At 36.3% G+C, this 14,008-nt stretch carries 16 protein-coding genes; 4 read left to right on the forward strand and 12 right to left on the reverse strand.

Annotated features, from left to right (window positions below):
* Positions 1 to 91: 91 nt before the first annotated feature.
* Positions 92 to 931 (reverse strand): DUF2268 domain-containing putative Zn-dependent protease, encoded by an 840-nt coding sequence (locus Q7A53_RS05005; RefSeq protein WP_411788028.1) that lies wholly within the window; start codon positions 929 to 931, stop codon positions 92 to 94.
* A gap of 159 nt (positions 932 to 1,090) precedes the next feature.
* Here Q7A53_RS05005 and Q7A53_RS05010 point away from each other — a divergent pair, with 159 nt between their 5' ends.
* The gene (locus Q7A53_RS05010; RefSeq protein ID WP_411788029.1) at positions 1,091 to 1,333 is read left to right on the forward strand and encodes a hypothetical protein; all 243 of its coding nucleotides are present in this window, start codon (positions 1,091 to 1,093) and stop codon (positions 1,331 to 1,333) included.
* A gap of 119 nt (positions 1,334 to 1,452) precedes the next feature.
* On the opposite strand, the gene Q7A53_RS05015 is transcribed toward Q7A53_RS05010, so the two are convergent.
* From Q7A53_RS05015 to Q7A53_RS05025, 3 genes are read right to left on the reverse strand one after another with little or no spacing between them, the layout of a single operon-like run.
* Entirely contained in the window at positions 1,453 to 2,586 is a 1,134-nt protein-coding gene (locus tag Q7A53_RS05015; RefSeq protein WP_411788030.1) for a Ger(x)C family spore germination protein, read from the reverse strand.
* Positions 2,583 to 3,689 (reverse strand): GerAB/ArcD/ProY family transporter, encoded by a 1,107-nt coding sequence (locus Q7A53_RS05020; protein WP_411788031.1) that lies wholly within the window; start codon positions 3,687 to 3,689, stop codon positions 2,583 to 2,585. The genes Q7A53_RS05015 and Q7A53_RS05020 overlap by 4 nt, the downstream gene beginning before the upstream one ends.
* Complete coding sequence (locus Q7A53_RS05025) at positions 3,686 to 5,170, reverse strand: spore germination protein (RefSeq protein WP_411788032.1); 1,485 nt, start codon at positions 5,168 to 5,170, stop codon at positions 3,686 to 3,688. The genes Q7A53_RS05020 and Q7A53_RS05025 overlap by 4 nt, the downstream gene beginning before the upstream one ends.
* A 290-nt stretch (positions 5,171 to 5,460) precedes the next feature.
* On the opposite strand from Q7A53_RS05025, the gene Q7A53_RS05030 reads away from it, so the two are divergent.
* Both Q7A53_RS05030 and Q7A53_RS05035 read left to right on the forward strand, forming a co-directional pair.
* Positions 5,461 to 6,483, forward strand: coding sequence for a TIGR00341 family protein (locus tag Q7A53_RS05030; protein ID WP_411788033.1), 1,023 nt, complete (start codon positions 5,461 to 5,463; stop codon positions 6,481 to 6,483).
* Positions 6,484 to 6,961: 478 nt separating this feature from the next.
* Positions 6,962 to 7,378 carry an ABC transporter transmembrane domain-containing protein gene (locus Q7A53_RS05035; protein ID WP_411788034.1) on the forward strand — a complete coding sequence of 139 codons (417 nt, stop codon included), beginning with the start codon at positions 6,962 to 6,964 and terminating at the stop codon, positions 7,376 to 7,378.
* 15 nt (positions 7,379 to 7,393) lie between these two features.
* On the opposite strand, the gene Q7A53_RS05040 is transcribed toward Q7A53_RS05035, so the two are convergent.
* The 3 genes from Q7A53_RS05040 to Q7A53_RS05050 form a co-directional block, all read right to left on the reverse strand.
* Positions 7,394 to 8,902, reverse strand: coding sequence for a recombinase family protein (locus tag Q7A53_RS05040; protein ID WP_411788035.1), 1,509 nt, complete (start codon positions 8,900 to 8,902; stop codon positions 7,394 to 7,396).
* Positions 8,880 to 9,485, reverse strand: coding sequence for a hypothetical protein (locus tag Q7A53_RS05045; protein WP_411788036.1), 606 nt, complete (start codon positions 9,483 to 9,485; stop codon positions 8,880 to 8,882). Before Q7A53_RS05045 ends, Q7A53_RS05040 begins: the two co-directional genes overlap by 23 nt.
* A gap of 104 nt (positions 9,486 to 9,589) precedes the next feature.
* The gene (locus Q7A53_RS05050) at positions 9,590 to 9,712 is read right to left on the reverse strand and encodes a hypothetical protein (protein WP_411788037.1); all 123 of its coding nucleotides are present in this window, start codon (positions 9,710 to 9,712) and stop codon (positions 9,590 to 9,592) included.
* 44 nt (positions 9,713 to 9,756) lie between these two features.
* Between Q7A53_RS05050 and Q7A53_RS05055 the strand changes: the two genes are divergently transcribed.
* Positions 9,757 to 10,071 carry a recombinase zinc beta ribbon domain-containing protein gene (locus tag Q7A53_RS05055; protein WP_411788038.1) on the forward strand — a complete coding sequence of 105 codons (315 nt, stop codon included), beginning with the start codon at positions 9,757 to 9,759 and terminating at the stop codon, positions 10,069 to 10,071.
* Positions 10,072 to 10,298: 227 nt separating this feature from the next.
* On the opposite strand, the gene Q7A53_RS05060 is transcribed toward Q7A53_RS05055, so the two are convergent.
* From Q7A53_RS05060 to Q7A53_RS05080, 5 genes are read right to left on the reverse strand one after another with little or no spacing between them, the layout of a single operon-like run.
* Positions 10,299 to 10,676 carry a hypothetical protein gene (locus Q7A53_RS05060; protein WP_411788039.1) on the reverse strand — a complete coding sequence of 126 codons (378 nt, stop codon included), beginning with the start codon at positions 10,674 to 10,676 and terminating at the stop codon, positions 10,299 to 10,301.
* Positions 10,666 to 11,004, reverse strand: coding sequence for a hypothetical protein (locus Q7A53_RS05065; protein ID WP_411788040.1), 339 nt, complete (start codon positions 11,002 to 11,004; stop codon positions 10,666 to 10,668). The genes Q7A53_RS05060 and Q7A53_RS05065 overlap by 11 nt, the downstream gene beginning before the upstream one ends.
* A gap of 8 nt (positions 11,005 to 11,012) precedes the next feature.
* Positions 11,013 to 12,320 (reverse strand): ATP-dependent DNA ligase, encoded by a 1,308-nt coding sequence (locus Q7A53_RS05070; RefSeq protein ID WP_411788041.1) that lies wholly within the window; start codon positions 12,318 to 12,320, stop codon positions 11,013 to 11,015.
* Positions 12,321 to 12,340: 20 nt separating this feature from the next.
* Positions 12,341 to 12,949, reverse strand: coding sequence for an ATP-dependent Clp protease proteolytic subunit (locus Q7A53_RS05075; protein WP_411788042.1), 609 nt, complete (start codon positions 12,947 to 12,949; stop codon positions 12,341 to 12,343).
* Positions 12,950 to 12,975: 26 nt separating this feature from the next.
* Positions 12,976 to 14,001, reverse strand: a complete 1,026-nt coding sequence (locus Q7A53_RS05080; RefSeq protein ID WP_411788043.1) for an AAA family ATPase — start codon at positions 13,999 to 14,001, stop codon at positions 12,976 to 12,978.
* Positions 14,002 to 14,008: the final 7 nt, after the last annotated feature.

Below are 14,008 nucleotides of genomic sequence, written 5' to 3' on the forward strand. Positions count from 1 at the left end.
TTAGTTCACATTGTTGTTTATCCGACCCCCCTTACAGGACCGGGCATTGTCCGGAAGGGGACTCGGCTTACAGGTAACTCAGGTTATAAAATTATTCAGTTGGAAACCCGGATCCCTGAAGCAGCTCTTCTGTAGATGCCGCTAATAAATCTTCAGTATGAAGGGATGGATGCCGTTTCATATAAGCATGTATAATGCGGTAGCCAAGGTGGTAGCCCATCCATTTAGGGAGCCGGCGCGTTCCGTTTCCATATAAATAAATTTGATGATGGTCTAAGCCTTTTCTTGAAAGCTGGTGCAGGAACTCTTTATTCCAGCAATCAAGAGCCTGTTCTTCCGAATATAATGAAGTCCAAGGGGCAAGCCACTCGTCACCGCACTGTTCCTTGACTGCGTATTCGCCTATCCCTTCCATGATAATAGAGTCGCTTAAAGTGAGTTCTTGCAGTTCAGTCTGGCCAGATGCCAGCCGGCAGACATGGCTGTACTCATGCGCGAGGAGCGCTTTTATTTCCTCTTTGTTCACGTACGGAGATAAGAACAAAAATATAACTTCTTTATAAGCGAGTCCATTCTTTTTTACAGCTTGTTTTCTTGTTGCCTGCTGCGCTTTTTTAATGGGAAAAATATAAATCGGAATGTCTGGCCCCTTCCATTTTCTTTTCAGGAGTTTGTATTCCCTTTCTACAAACCTCCATAGCTGCAATTCCTCCATTTTATTCAGCGTGTGCAGAAGATGATTTCTCTCTTCTGGTTCAAAAAGACCTTGCTCCAGCAGATTATAGTGAATTTCTTCTCTATGTACATGCGGAAACAACGATTTTAATGGTTTAGCGACCACATCACATTGAATAAAGTACCATTGCGATCGTGGGGCTCGTTTACTCTTTTCAACATACGTACGGATCATATCTTGAGTGGGTATCAACATAGAACGTCTCTCCTTTACTTAAAACCATTCTATGCTTCACTAAGAGAAAATTATGAACAAATTGATGCTATAAGCAATCGTCCATACCATTCCCTCTATTGGACATATACTAACAGCACATATCATTTTTATGTGACTTTGACATAGAGGAGGATACGCATGCCGTACGGAGATCTTTATGGACGCTGCAGACAGTTTCATGGCAGACCAGTCAGAATTGCTTGTCATGATGGAAGAACGCATCTAGGTGAAGTTACTAGAGTAGACAGGGATCGAGTTTGGATTCGTCCGTTGAACGGAAATCGTGGTTTTGGATATGGTTATTATGGATGGGGTTATGGTTATCCCGTTGCTTTTGCTGCAATAGCAACGATTGCAGTCGCTTCACTATTTTTTTGGTAAAATCATGGATTCAAATATAAGGGCACGAGAGTCTTTCGCTTATATTTGATCATTGACCTTACAAAGGCCGACCTTTTTTGTTTTTTGGCAAGTTGAAAAGCCTCGCTGTCAAGCGAGGCTTATTCTGTGATTCCATGGCGCAGCATCTTAAATTTCACATGAATATCCACATCTAAATTAGGAATGGTTTCTCTCCACTGCTTCTCAGTTAACCGCTGTGTCCGATTTTTGCTATTGTAATTTCTGCCAAACCCCACAGGGTCAATCTGATCCTCTTTTAATTGTTCGATCAACCCTTCTAATTGCTTTGTTAATTCTTTTTCTACTTCTCGTTCTATTTTATCTATGACCTTCATTTGTTTTAAATCAATATCTTTGGATAGCTCTAAAAGTCTGGCATCCATTTTGATATGAACGGTTTGCTTAGAAGGAGAGCCTTGTTTTGGAGAAATTTTGACTTTACTGTTGATTTCATGAAAAGAAACTAACAGAGGACCTTCATCATAATCTTGTTTGCTCGTTTCTTTTTTATCCTCCTCAAATGCATCTTTTTCAAGTTTTAATTGAAATTGCCCATCCGAGAACTCATTCTTTAAGATCATTAATTTATAAATATCCTCCTGAGGAAGTTCATCTTGGAAAGAATCTTCCTTAAATAAAGCTAAACCTTTGATCACCGCTTTATTATTTTCAAGTTTCATCAAAGGGAGAACAGGATCTATTCCCACGTCATAATACATATGGTTAAACTCATGCAGCGTACAGTTTGGAATAATTTGTCTATGAATACTTTTCTCCAGGAGCCGCTGCATATAAGTACCGATGTTGGGCGCGTCTTCTGAATTAGCTGAATTCAATAATTCAGCTGCCTGGTTATCAGCTATAGCTAGATAGCCCATGTCAGAAACTTTGGCATCCCTTGAAAGGGTATCCATGTATCCTTCCAGTCCGCTTTTTGCAATATCTCTTCCGTAGATTTCTAAGCGAACTTGGCCGGAAACCAACTTGTGACTAGTTTTTGTATCTGCATTTAAACGCAGTCCTTTAGAAGTAGCCGCTTCACTTATAAGTACTTGAGACGTAGTAGGGGAAGTAGAGCTGAATTGGTTGATTACCATACTTCCCCTTAATTTATTATTGTCTATTTTGTCATAGCCGACTGCTGTAATAATACCTAACTGCTCCAAGTAATTTTTGGGAAGACATCCCGTCAGCAATAGTGATAGGAGAAGAAACAGAATGCTTATTCTCATGAGGAATGCCCCTTTTTAAGTCGTTTTTTAATTTTAACGATTGGATAAAGAATCAGGGGGTAAATAAAAACGAGATAAAACCCTGATTTTGCGGCAAAATCCGTAAGCTTGTCAATATTGATCCGGTATTCAATTAGCATAGAAGCAATAAAGAGACAAACTGCCAGCGTGTACATCGTAGGTTTTTCCGGTGCGTTAAAGCTCCTGCGAAATATACGGATGATCATCCAAAAAAAGATAATTAAGTTAGGCAGAATAACTGTCATCCACAGGGATACGGCGAGAACATCAAATCGTTCAATAAAGGAGAAATGGATGATTTTAAAAAGCGAAAGCGTTGCCCAGACCGATTCTTTCAATTGACCGGGGCTGAAGTAGCCTATGGAAACGACGGTGACAAGAAAGATAAGCAGATTCGTTAAGAAAATCCCGGCGTGAAGTGGGAGGTGGATATCTTTCTTATTCCGGATATAGGGATAAATGAAGAAGAGCACCTCGAATCCTAGAACTGAATAGCTCATCTTAAATGCTCCTCGTAATATATCCATATAGCTATGAATTCCAATCGGAGTAAAGTGGCTCCAATCCATAAGTGATAAAGGTTTATATAGGGAGAAAACAAGCCAGATGGTTCCGAAAAAAAACAAAAAGCTAACCCCGACCATGACACGAAAACCACCCAGCAAACTATAAACCACTAAAAAAATTAAAAATAGACTCATCAGCCATGTAGACATTTCAGGCAAGACAAATACCTGAACAACCTCAATGTAATTCTTTAAAACAGCTAAGAGAATGGAAAACAAATAGACGAGGTAAGCAGAGGAAATCAACCTTCCTATCCACTTGCCAAACACATCTTCTTGAATGCCTAAAATATCGGCGCTTTCATACTCCTTAAGAATCAGCAACATAATCCAAACCACAAAGTGGATACAGAGGCTGGCAATAATGATGGAAATCCAGGCATCCGATTCAGCCTCTACAAATAATATCCGCGGAACTCCCATCAGTCCTGCACCAATCTGTAAAGTGTGAACGATAAAGAATACATAAAAAGCTTGAACAGCCTGGTCAGACGAGATCGTTAAATTTATTTTCATGGTTCATCCACATCTTTATGGATGGTCGCTTTATCTTTGCTGTATTTCGCTTGATCTTTAGGCATGACATTCACCGGCCTTCTTGTATTTTTCTGAAAGGGCAGGCGGATGATGGAATCATTAAAATCTTTGGCTTGAAACGGGTATAAGGGTGCGAGATAAGGACGCCCTAATGATTTCTGTTTAAGCAAATGGATAACCAAAAAGCTGAGCCCTGCGAAGATTCCAATTAATCCATATGCCCCTGCTAACACGATCATGGGAAAGCGAATGACTCGAATCGCTGTTCCCATTAGATAGCTGGGAGCTGTAAAGGAAGCAAGTGCACTCAATGCTACAATAATGATTAAAATATTACTCGTAAACCCCGCTTTTACAGCCGCTTGTCCTAACACGATACCGCCTACAATACCCATCGTTTGGCCAACCTTAGTCGGAAGTCTTGCCCCTGCTTCTCTTAACAATTCAATAAGCAGTTCCAATAACAGAGCTTCAAAGACAGGAGGAAAGGGAACCGTAGATCTTGATTGCCCCAAGGTAATCAGCAGGGAGGCCGGAATGGTTTCATAATGATAAGTTAAGGCTGCCACGTACATAGGTGTAAGAATAATGGAAATAAACATTGACCAGAACCGTAGTAAACGAATAAAAGTTCCCATGTTCCATCGCATATACAGATCTTCCGTGGATTCAAAAAAACTGAATAGCGTCATTGGACCAATTAATACGGTAGGACTTTTGTCTACAAGTACCCCTACTCTTCCTCTGGAAAGAGAATGGCAGAACCTGTCAGGAAGCTCGGTAAACAGGAGCTGTGGGAAGACAGAACTTGATGAATCTTCTATATACTGTCCTAATACGCTCGTATCTTCCACTTCGTCAACGGTCAATTCTTTGATTCTCTGCCTGAAGGTTTTCACATTTTCTTCATTGGCAAGTGACTTTAAATAAACGAGGCGGATTTCTGATTGAATTCGCTCCCCGACAATCAATTTTTCTACGACTAAGTCCTCTGTATCCAGCCGCCAGCGGAGGACATTTAAATTCGTCTGCAGTGATTCTGTAAATGAAACTTGCGGTCCGAATACTAATGATTCTGTTTCCGCCCTGGCAAGCTGCCGTTTAGATTGCTCGGGCACGTCAAAGATAATTGCTTCTTTTTCTCCTGGAAAATAGATGGCGGCAGATCCATGAATGATCTTCTTCGAAATGTCGGGCACAGAGTTGACGGTTTCTGAGGAAGCCAGCGGAATTTTATTTTGCAGTTCTTGAATGGTCCAGGGTTTTCTATTGCTCATAAGAGGTTCCAGCAATTCATGTTCTAGTTGTTCCTTGTTTACTTGATAATTAACGAAATGCAGGATGATTTTCTGGCCTTTAATATGAAAGATTTTTTGCACTAAGTCTGGACTTTGATTGAATTGATCTTCGAGTGCTTGAATATAGGCCTCTAAGTCCATAGGTAATTGGGTACCGTTCATGATCTCACCATCTCTCGAAAGTAGCTGGAATTAGTATGTGATAAAGCATTTTATTTATGAAAAGAGATACTATGTTTTAGAGGTTATTTTCATACGGGGTTCTTAAATTGCGTTTAACAGCGTTTAGTAATACCTGCCTCATATGCATGAAATCAAAGGATTAACTCCAGGACGCTTCCTCGAGTACGGTCTTTGACTTTCCAAACATGAAATGAACAGAGTCTTCATGAAAAATTAAGCAAGAAAATATGAAAAGATGGGAAGAATGATAGGAAAAGGAGGGAAAATATGTGGAACATCAATTAATCGAAGTTTATGTACCGGATCATCATTTTGAATCCATTGACGAAAAATTAAAACAGTACAATTACCAATCGTATTGGGTTTCCAGTGAATCTGAAGAACGAATGCTTGTAAGAATCTTAGTAGGAACGAGAGAAGTGGAAGAGATTCTTAACTATTTGGAGGGCGTCTCTAATGTAGTTGAAGGGTTTGAAACGATGCTTATTCCTGTAAAAACATATTTTTCTAAGGAAACCGTCAACCGTTCTTCCAAGGAAGAAGTGGAAAAGGAAGAGGAAGAAAATGAAAGGATCCGTTTACTTCGTGCCAGCAGACAAGAACTGATTACCTCTGTAGAAAAAAGCGGTACGATTACCTGGAATTATTCCCTGCTTATTATTTTATCTGCTATAGTAGCTACGGTCGGATTCTTAAAAGACAGCGAAGCCGTTGTAATTGGAGCCATGGTGATTGCGCCTATGATCGGTCCTGTCATTGCGGTTGCTTTCACTTCCGTATTAGGAGATTACAAACTACTGGGCAGAGCGGCCGTAACTTCTTTATATGGGATTGGCATTGTTTTATTTATTTCCATACTATTTGGGTATTTTTCTGATATGGGAATGCACACCGACCAATATTTAGACCGCACAAAGGTTACGATTATCGATATTTATCTCGGGGTCGCCTCAGGAGCTGCTGGAGCATTGGCGTTTTTAAATCGATTATCTGGAAATCTGGTGGGAGTCATGGTAGCTGTTGCCCTTCTGCCTCCGACGGTTGCGATGGGGATGTCCATTGGAGATGGGGCTTATCTTCACGCGTATGGGGCATTTCTTCTTGTAACAGTTAATATTATGTCCATTTTACTGGCCGCTGTAACGATGTTTTCGATTAGCGGAATTCGGCCCGTCCGTTGGGAAGAAGTGAGAAAAGCGAATGTTTCCAGGCCGTTATCTATTATTTTCGTGATTATTATTGTCGTCATTCTTGCCTTAGTTATAGTGATTGGTAAGGATGTAAATGCATAGATGAGACCGTTAGGAAATAAACTTCCGGAGTCTGCATCTTTCTGAGGAAGTTTATTTCTTTTTAATTCACGGTTGATTAAAAATTTTGAAAATTATATAATATATAATCATGGATAGAAAGGAGGTCACGATCATGGAAAAGCTAAGATTTGAAAGAATCCGTAACTTTATAAAGATCGTGGCTCCATTCTAACCCTTTAAGAACGTGATTACGGGAAAATGAAAGCCGCGTATTGCCGTGGCCGTTTAATGTTCTCAAGCATACGTCCTGGACGTATGCTTTTTTGCGTCTTTTACAGAATTTCTGCTTTATGGTTAGTTTCAGCTGCGAACTTTATGAAAAGTTCACCAGTTGTTCTATATAAAAAATTCTAGGAGGTACTTATGAGATGGAAAGAATCAGAGTCAGGAAAGAATGGAACGATGATTGGAAAGAAAGCGGCTAGCTGGATTTTAATTGGGAAAGGGCGGGACTTTTATGTTTAGTGTGTTATTTAAATTAGGTTGGTTTTTTAAAAAATATTGGAAGCGTTACACCTTCGCTATTATCGCGCTGATTGTTGTAAGTGCGATTGATCTGATTCCTCCTAAATTAGTAGGGATGGCGATTGATGAGATCCAATTTAATTCATTGAAGATGGATAAACTCATTCATGTGATGCTGCTGTATGGAGGGTTAATTGCAGCGAGTTATACGCTCTCCTATCTTTGGGATTATACCCTGTTCAGCGGTGCCATGATTATGGAGCGTTCGATGCGTTCACGGCTGATGAACCATTTCCTGAAGATGACGCCTACTTTCTTTGGGAAGAATCGTACCGGTGATTTAATGGCTCGCGCGACCAATGAATCCGTTGCTCTAATGTTGCCATTAAATCACCTATACAATTCTTAACTAATGGTTATCCCCTTAGAGAAAATTTACAGTCACGCTCGCTTTCGTTGCATCTTGATTTTTTAACCATATTATTTCTTTGATTATGCTCTTATAAAGATTGTTCATTGCTTCATGATCCTTGGCTTCTAGAATGTCTTGCATAAACAATCCAATTGATGAGATTGTTTCATTACGTTCATTCTTATCTGTGACTTGCATTTGCTTTCTTATTTTTTTCAAATCGTTTTCCAGTTCTAACTTATTCTCTTCACGCTGTTTCATTTTCTTTCTGTAGCGATTGAGGTCGTAAGCACCTTCCTCATAAGCATCCTCAATTCGTTCAATTGCAAGTTCTTCTTTTGCCAACCTATCTTCTAAGTCATTGATTTTATTTTGTAAATTGTTTTCCTTTTGTTTCTGCATATCATCTTTTTCTACATTTTCAAGTCGGTACTTAATAATGTTTGCTGTTTGATAAATTGCATCTTGGATTATGTCAGTGTATCCACCTCTGTTTCCACATTCACAATTACACATACTTTCTGGTGTTTTATGAGGTATGTTTTTTCCACATGATCCACATTTAATTAATCCAGAGAACATTCTTGCTTGGTTGGTGTATCTTCTTTTTGGTCGATTTTTGAATATGTCTTTCATTTTGTTTAGTTCTTCTTCTGTGATTATTTCCTTATGACAATTTTCAACCACAATCCATTTTGATTCTGGGATGCGTTCATATGGTCTTGCATTAGGATGTTTTTCTCTGTACTTTTTTGAAGCACCTTTAGATTTATTTCCAACTATGCAACCTGTATACACTCTATTACACATCATCCTCTGAATTGTTGAATGATACCATTTACCACCTTTAGGTGAAGGAAGTTTTAATTTATTCAATTCCCAAGCTACTTCATAAGTTGATTTTCCATTTAATATCCATTCCACCATCATTCGTATGTGCTTGTACTTTTCTTCATCAACATCTAAACCCTTTGTTTTTGGATTGTAGATGTAACCATATGGTGCAAGACTATAGACAAAGTTTCCTGCAAATAATCCATTTCTTTTACCATCTCTTAGCCTACGTTTAATTTCTCTGTATTCAAATTTCGAAATAAATCCTTGAATTTCTGCTTGCTGTTCATCACTTTCATTGTTGAAGTCAAATATCTTATAGGGACTTATTGTAATGTAGTAAGTGTAGGTATTTCTAAAAGTAATTAGGATTTTTTCTTGATCTCCACTTCCTCCACGACCAATACGTGCATAATCATATCCTATGACAGCATCAAATGATTTTTCTTCAACGTCTTGTAATAGTTGTTGCATTATTGGTCTTCCTGCTATGGAGTCACCAGAACCAATTTCTTCGTATAGGACATACTTCCAACCTTCATGTTTACATTTTGCTATCATTGCAGATTTATGTTTTTCTAAGTCTTTTTCTAAATCACCACGACTTTTCCTAACATATAGTGCAACGGTATCTATATTTGATTCTTTAGGTGCAGAAATTTCATCAGCTTGCACTTGAGTTGTCATTAATTATGTCAGTCCTTTCATACGTTAAAGTTACTGAAAATAAATCATTTTCATTTGGTGTAATATCTGTTGCCATCCAAGACTTTTCAACAGTTCCCCATAAGCCTTGTTTTTCAGCTTGGCTTGAAATTGCATTGTAAGACCTGTCCAAATAAATCATACAACCTTTGACACCATGAGTAGGATAGTATTTCTTCAAAATTTCTATTTCTTCATCAGTCCAACCATCTTTTCTAGTCTTCATTCTTTGTTGCTTGGCGAGTTCTTGAGCCTCTACTGTTTTCTTTAAACCAAGTTGATGAGCTTTCCTTCGTAAATCATTTTCATTAATCTCCATGTGGGCAAATTCTTCAACTAAATCTGCATTAATTGAATGAGGGTAAAGTTCACTTAATTTTTTCTTATCTTTGTCTGACCAAATAATTCTCTTTTTTCTTTTTCTTTTAAGTCCAAGCCTTTCTGCTTTATCTCTAACTTCACTGGCTTGAAAACGTTTAAGGAGGGCAGTAGTTTTTTCAATGCCTTTTACTTGATAATTTTCTTTAAGGATTTTAATTTCTTCGCTTGTCCAAATATCAGTCATTATAAACCTCCTATATGATTATTCTTTGTATTTATTATACCAATTTTCTTGATAAAAACAATAAAAAAAGAACATATCGCTATGTTCTAAATAGAGTATTCTTATTATGGATATCTTTTATGTATTTCTTTTGCAATACGGTCAATGACTTCTTGGGGAACTTTTTCAGCATAGTCATTTTTAAATTTTTCAAACAATTTATGATTAGGGATAATCCGTACTTTCATGTTGGTCACTCCTTGGTATAATAAAATAAAGGGAGGTATTAACCATGTCTTTATTTAAAGGGAAGATATATTGTTTCACGTGTAACAAAAAACATAAGTATAAAAAACGATCTAAAAAGCCTGTATATGTATGTTCTAAATATGATAATTATGGTTCTAATGCTTGTGACAGAAATCAAATCAGTGAGGAAGAGGTAGTTTGGCTTATTTCTGGTCACTTTGCAATTGGTGAAATAGATGTTACAAGAGAGTTTATAATTGAAAATGTCTCACATATTATTGCAGGTGCAGAATCTATAGAGGTCTTCTACAATAACGGACAAAAATCGCTAATATCATCAACTCAGATGATTAAGTAATAAAAATACATCAATTTGCATATTTATTCTTTAGGGTGAACTAGCTATAAAAATACCCTAGAGGTTGAGGGAGGAAAAGGGCTTTAAAACCAATGTTTCTTCTCAACCTCTAGGGTGAAAAAATCTCCATTACACATTTTAAATAGGGAAAATACGTGTAAAATTAGGGTTAATGTATAATATGTATATTAAAATCGAAACAGAACACAATTTGAAATTATTATTATTTATTGCATTTGTTTGAAATTTAAATTTTTGTCAAAGATATATACACCATTATCCGAGTTCTCATACATTACAGTATGAGGGAAGAACAATTCGGTTAATAACGCATTAAAATTCGGCATATTAGTAATAGATTCATCAAGGTAAATGTGAGTATATCTTGACCCTTTTCTCACAGGATTATCTTTGATAGATGACATTACAATTTTGCTACCATTTTGATATCTAGCAGTGTATCTATGATGTAAGTCAACTGTTTCGTTGCTTAACTTTGAATTTTTCTTTTCTTTCTTCATTAATTCTGTTACTAGGTGCATACTTCTTGACCTACTACCTAAATCAAGATGGTTATGCAACACTAAGATAATTCTATTTTCCATTGTTATCATTCCTTCTGTAAACTCCACCACGTATATCCTTACCTTGTGATTTCAGCCAGTTAAGCATTTCAAGACCGATTGAATCATCTACTAGTAAAGGTTGATTGTTATTTAAAACTTCTTTGGTGAATGTTTGTGCTAATCGAAGTACAGTAACTTCTGTATATAAAAGCATATCTGCTCTTGTTTGATTACCTACTACAATTGCAAAGTTGTTTTTTAAAGCAATATCAGTTAAGACAGGAAGGTAGTCATTAACACTAACTTCATTGCCAATTTCAACTAGTTTTCCTTTATTCAATTTTCTTCTTAGAAAAAAATTTTTCATAATAGAAATCACTCTCCGTAATTTATATCCTCCACAGTCTTGTCGTGACGGATACCTTTAAATGTCGGGAATCGCATAGATGGTAGACCTGTCTTTTCATCTTTACTTTCTTCAAAGAATTGCACTTCAATGATCTTTCCAACAATAAGGTCTGGGCATTCTATATAATTATGACGATCCTCTAGTGTAAAACCAGAACCCACACCAACTAAATTACCTTTGTATTCAACATTTACACGACTCAATAATCCCTCAAATTGACCGTCAATAGCTCTCTCTGCACTCATTACAAGCAAGTCTGCTGTTTTAAACTCTTTAACTTTTTGAAGATCAACAGTTCTTTTTGCTTGATATAGCCCATCTGCTGAATTAATCATCAGACCTTCAAAACCTTCTGCTGTGACTTTAGACATAATGTTAGGGATAATACTTTTATCTTTTCCTTCATATAGAACAGGAAGAGTATAAATATATTCACTTTCTTCTATGATTTGCTCATCAAGTAAGTCAAGCTGTTTTCTTCGTTTCTCATATGTATTTTTTGAAGTTCCATCTTTAAATTCTGTCAAAGGTAGCATGTCAAACATGTAAAACTCTAAGTTTTTCTTCTCACCATCTTTACGAACTACCTTTTGTGTAGCTGTAAAAAGTTCTTTGGAAGGAAGATTATCCTCATTCTTTAATAAGATTTCACCATCAAACACCCATCCATCGGGTAATGCTTCAAAGTGTTCTTCTAAATCAACCATTCCTTCAATCTGCTGACCACTTCTAGTGAAAAATTTTGTTTGACCATCTTCTTTAACTGCTAGGCAACGGTTTCCATCAAGTTTAAGAGTAACGAAAAATTTGCCTGTAATTTTCTTTTCTTTCTTAGCAAAGGACTCAGCCAACATTACTGAGAAACTTGGAACAGTGTCTTTACCATATACTTTATTTACAGTCTTACTTGTGATGCCAACTTTTAGTGATTTAGTGACGAATTTTCTTACAAATGTTTTTAGTTCATCTGAATCTAAGGAGTTGATAAAGTGTTGGATATTGGCAATATCAAAATCTCTACCACTATTACGTGTTGAAAGATAAGTAATTAATGAATCAAGAGAACCAATGTCAATTAAAACTTCTTGATTTTTTACTTTTTTATTTATTTTCTTTGTAGAAAGTCCTGTAACTACATATGGATTTAGAAGAAACACAAGGGCTTTGCGAAAATCCTCATTGCCCTCATGCTGTTTTAAAATTTCTTCTTTTGCCGTTTTAGCTCCATTAGTTTCTAATTGGTGAAAAATTTCATAAACTTCTTGTATATTCATATTACACCTCTAATTAATAATTATTTGTTGCGGTTTCGAGTGGATTTAATAAGTTCATCTGCCAAACCATATTCAATAGCTTCATGGGGAGTTAAATACCAGTCAATTTGATATTTAATAGCTTCTTCCATTTTTTCTTTTGGTAGGTTTGTGACACTGAGAAGAAATTCATTCATTCTCGTTCTTAGTGAAATTGCTTGTTTTAGATATTCTTCTACTCCTTGAGTTTTTGCATGGATACCAAAAGCAGTATCATGAAACATAAATGTTGCCATTGGATGTGCAAACCTTCTATGACCAGAAGCAAAGATATAAAATCCCATGCTCATTGCTTTACCATAGATGTATGTATAAACAGGAGTTTCACTAGAATCAATAACCCCTGCTAAAGCAATACCATCGTGACAAACACCACCATAAGAGTTGACAATTACTTTGATTGGTTCTCTTACATAATTTTCGTCTTCTTTTTCTTTTTCGCTGTCAATACGATTGATTTCAATAATTTCCATCAGAATGTTTTCAACAGATTGGGCATCTACATCTTTATTTAAGATAAATTCCCTTTTCTTTCTGTTATTTTTATTATTGTTATTGTTCTCATTATTGTTTTTGTTTTGTTCTGACATAGTGAATCTACCTCTCTTTATGTATTTTAATGTGCTAAAGTGTCTGCTTCTCTTAAAAACTCAAGACGTTTGAAATGATCTTCCCCAACATGATTTTTTAATTTGTCTGGATTTGCTTTATCATCCAGTAAAAACATATGAAACTGAATAAGCAATGAAACTGTATGTATAAATGATTCATCAAAACCTAACCGTTTAAGTATCCTTATAGCAATTTGTGAACCAACATGTTCATGTCCAATGAAATTCGCATATCTTACTTCTTCACCTTTTCGATTAATAAAGCTTTTACAAAGATGTTTTCCGAGATCATGAAGAAGTGCAGTCCATAGCATGATTTCTCTTTCTCTTTCGTTTTCTGCATTATAGTTGTCTAAAACATGTTTATAAACATAATATGTGTGTCTACTTACTGAGAATGAATGGTATTTAGAATCTTGTGCTAAATCCATCACCTTACTAAATTCATTGAAATATGTAGAAAGAAAATTCATGAGGTCATATCCTTCTCTACCAAGTGAAACACCTAGTCTAACTGCATCAGAAAACTGTTTCGGAAACTCATTATTCAAAGTTTCATCATCATATTCGAATATAATCTTATTCCAACCTTCACTATAAATAGGTATTTGGAGATTCTTATACATTCTTTCTATTGCACCAAATGGTACAACACGTTCCCTTTGAAGATTTTGAGATTGTGCAATTTCTAGATTAGAAGTCAAATATACAATAGTCTTGAATGAGTTTTTTGGCAGTTGTCGAAGCAAGTGCGAACGTTTTTTACGACTAATATTGGTAGCATCATAAATTACGAACTTTCCTTTCTTCATTGCTTCTAATGTTCGCTTTCTCATTTCTTCAAACACAACTGCATTATTTTCTTGACTTGATTCATCACCAAATAATTCAAGTCTTATAGCATCAGATGAAAGATATGCTATTTCCACATCTACATCTTCAACTTTAGTGGCTGAAATTAAAGCTTCTGCAAATGTAGACTTGCCACTCCCGGCAAGCCCACAAAGCATAAGAAATTTTGGTTGATCCATGTTACAC

The organism is Halobacillus rhizosphaerae (assembly GCF_046719735.1).
In the GTDB taxonomy this organism is placed as follows: domain Bacteria; phylum Bacillota; class Bacilli; order Bacillales; family Halobacillaceae; genus Halobacillus_B; species Halobacillus_B rhizosphaerae.

Bases quoted from the DNA above. Each gene is read 5' to 3' on its own strand.
- Q7A53_RS05070 (WP_411788041.1), bottom strand. From the start codon at position 12,320: ATGAATATACAAGAAGTTTATGAAATTTTTCACCAATTAGAAACTAAT.
- Q7A53_RS05015 (WP_411788030.1), bottom strand. From the start codon at position 2,586: ATGAGAATAAGCATTCTGTTTCTTCTCCTATCACTATTGCTGACGGGA.
- Q7A53_RS05040 (WP_411788035.1), bottom strand. From the start codon at position 8,902: ATGACAACTCAAGTGCAAGCTGATGAAATTTCTGCACCTAAAGAATCA.
- Q7A53_RS05065 (WP_411788040.1), bottom strand. From the start codon at position 11,004: ATGAAAAATTTTTTTCTAAGAAGAAAATTGAATAAAGGAAAACTAGTT.
- Q7A53_RS05060 (WP_411788039.1), bottom strand. From the start codon at position 10,676: ATGGAAAATAGAATTATCTTAGTGTTGCATAACCATCTTGATTTAGGT.
- Q7A53_RS05075 (WP_411788042.1), bottom strand. From the start codon at position 12,949: ATGTCAGAACAAAACAAAAACAATAATGAGAACAATAACAATAATAAA.
- Q7A53_RS05045 (WP_411788036.1), bottom strand. From the start codon at position 9,485: ATGACTGATATTTGGACAAGCGAAGAAATTAAAATCCTTAAAGAAAAT.
- Q7A53_RS05010 (WP_411788029.1), top strand. From the start codon at position 1,091: ATGCCGTACGGAGATCTTTATGGACGCTGCAGACAGTTTCATGGCAGA.
- Q7A53_RS05080 (WP_411788043.1), bottom strand. From the start codon at position 14,001: ATGGATCAACCAAAATTTCTTATGCTTTGTGGGCTTGCCGGGAGTGGC.
- Q7A53_RS05005 (WP_411788028.1), bottom strand. From the start codon at position 931: ATGTTGATACCCACTCAAGATATGATCCGTACGTATGTTGAAAAGAGT.
- Q7A53_RS05035 (WP_411788034.1), top strand. From the start codon at position 6,962: ATGTTTAGTGTGTTATTTAAATTAGGTTGGTTTTTTAAAAAATATTGG.
- Q7A53_RS05050 (WP_411788037.1), bottom strand. From the start codon at position 9,712: ATGAAAGTACGGATTATCCCTAATCATAAATTGTTTGAAAAATTTAAA.
- Q7A53_RS05020 (WP_411788031.1), bottom strand. From the start codon at position 3,689: ATGAAAATAAATTTAACGATCTCGTCTGACCAGGCTGTTCAAGCTTTT.
- Q7A53_RS05055 (WP_411788038.1), top strand. From the start codon at position 9,757: ATGTCTTTATTTAAAGGGAAGATATATTGTTTCACGTGTAACAAAAAA.
- Q7A53_RS05025 (WP_411788032.1), bottom strand. From the start codon at position 5,170: ATGAACGGTACCCAATTACCTATGGACTTAGAGGCCTATATTCAAGCA.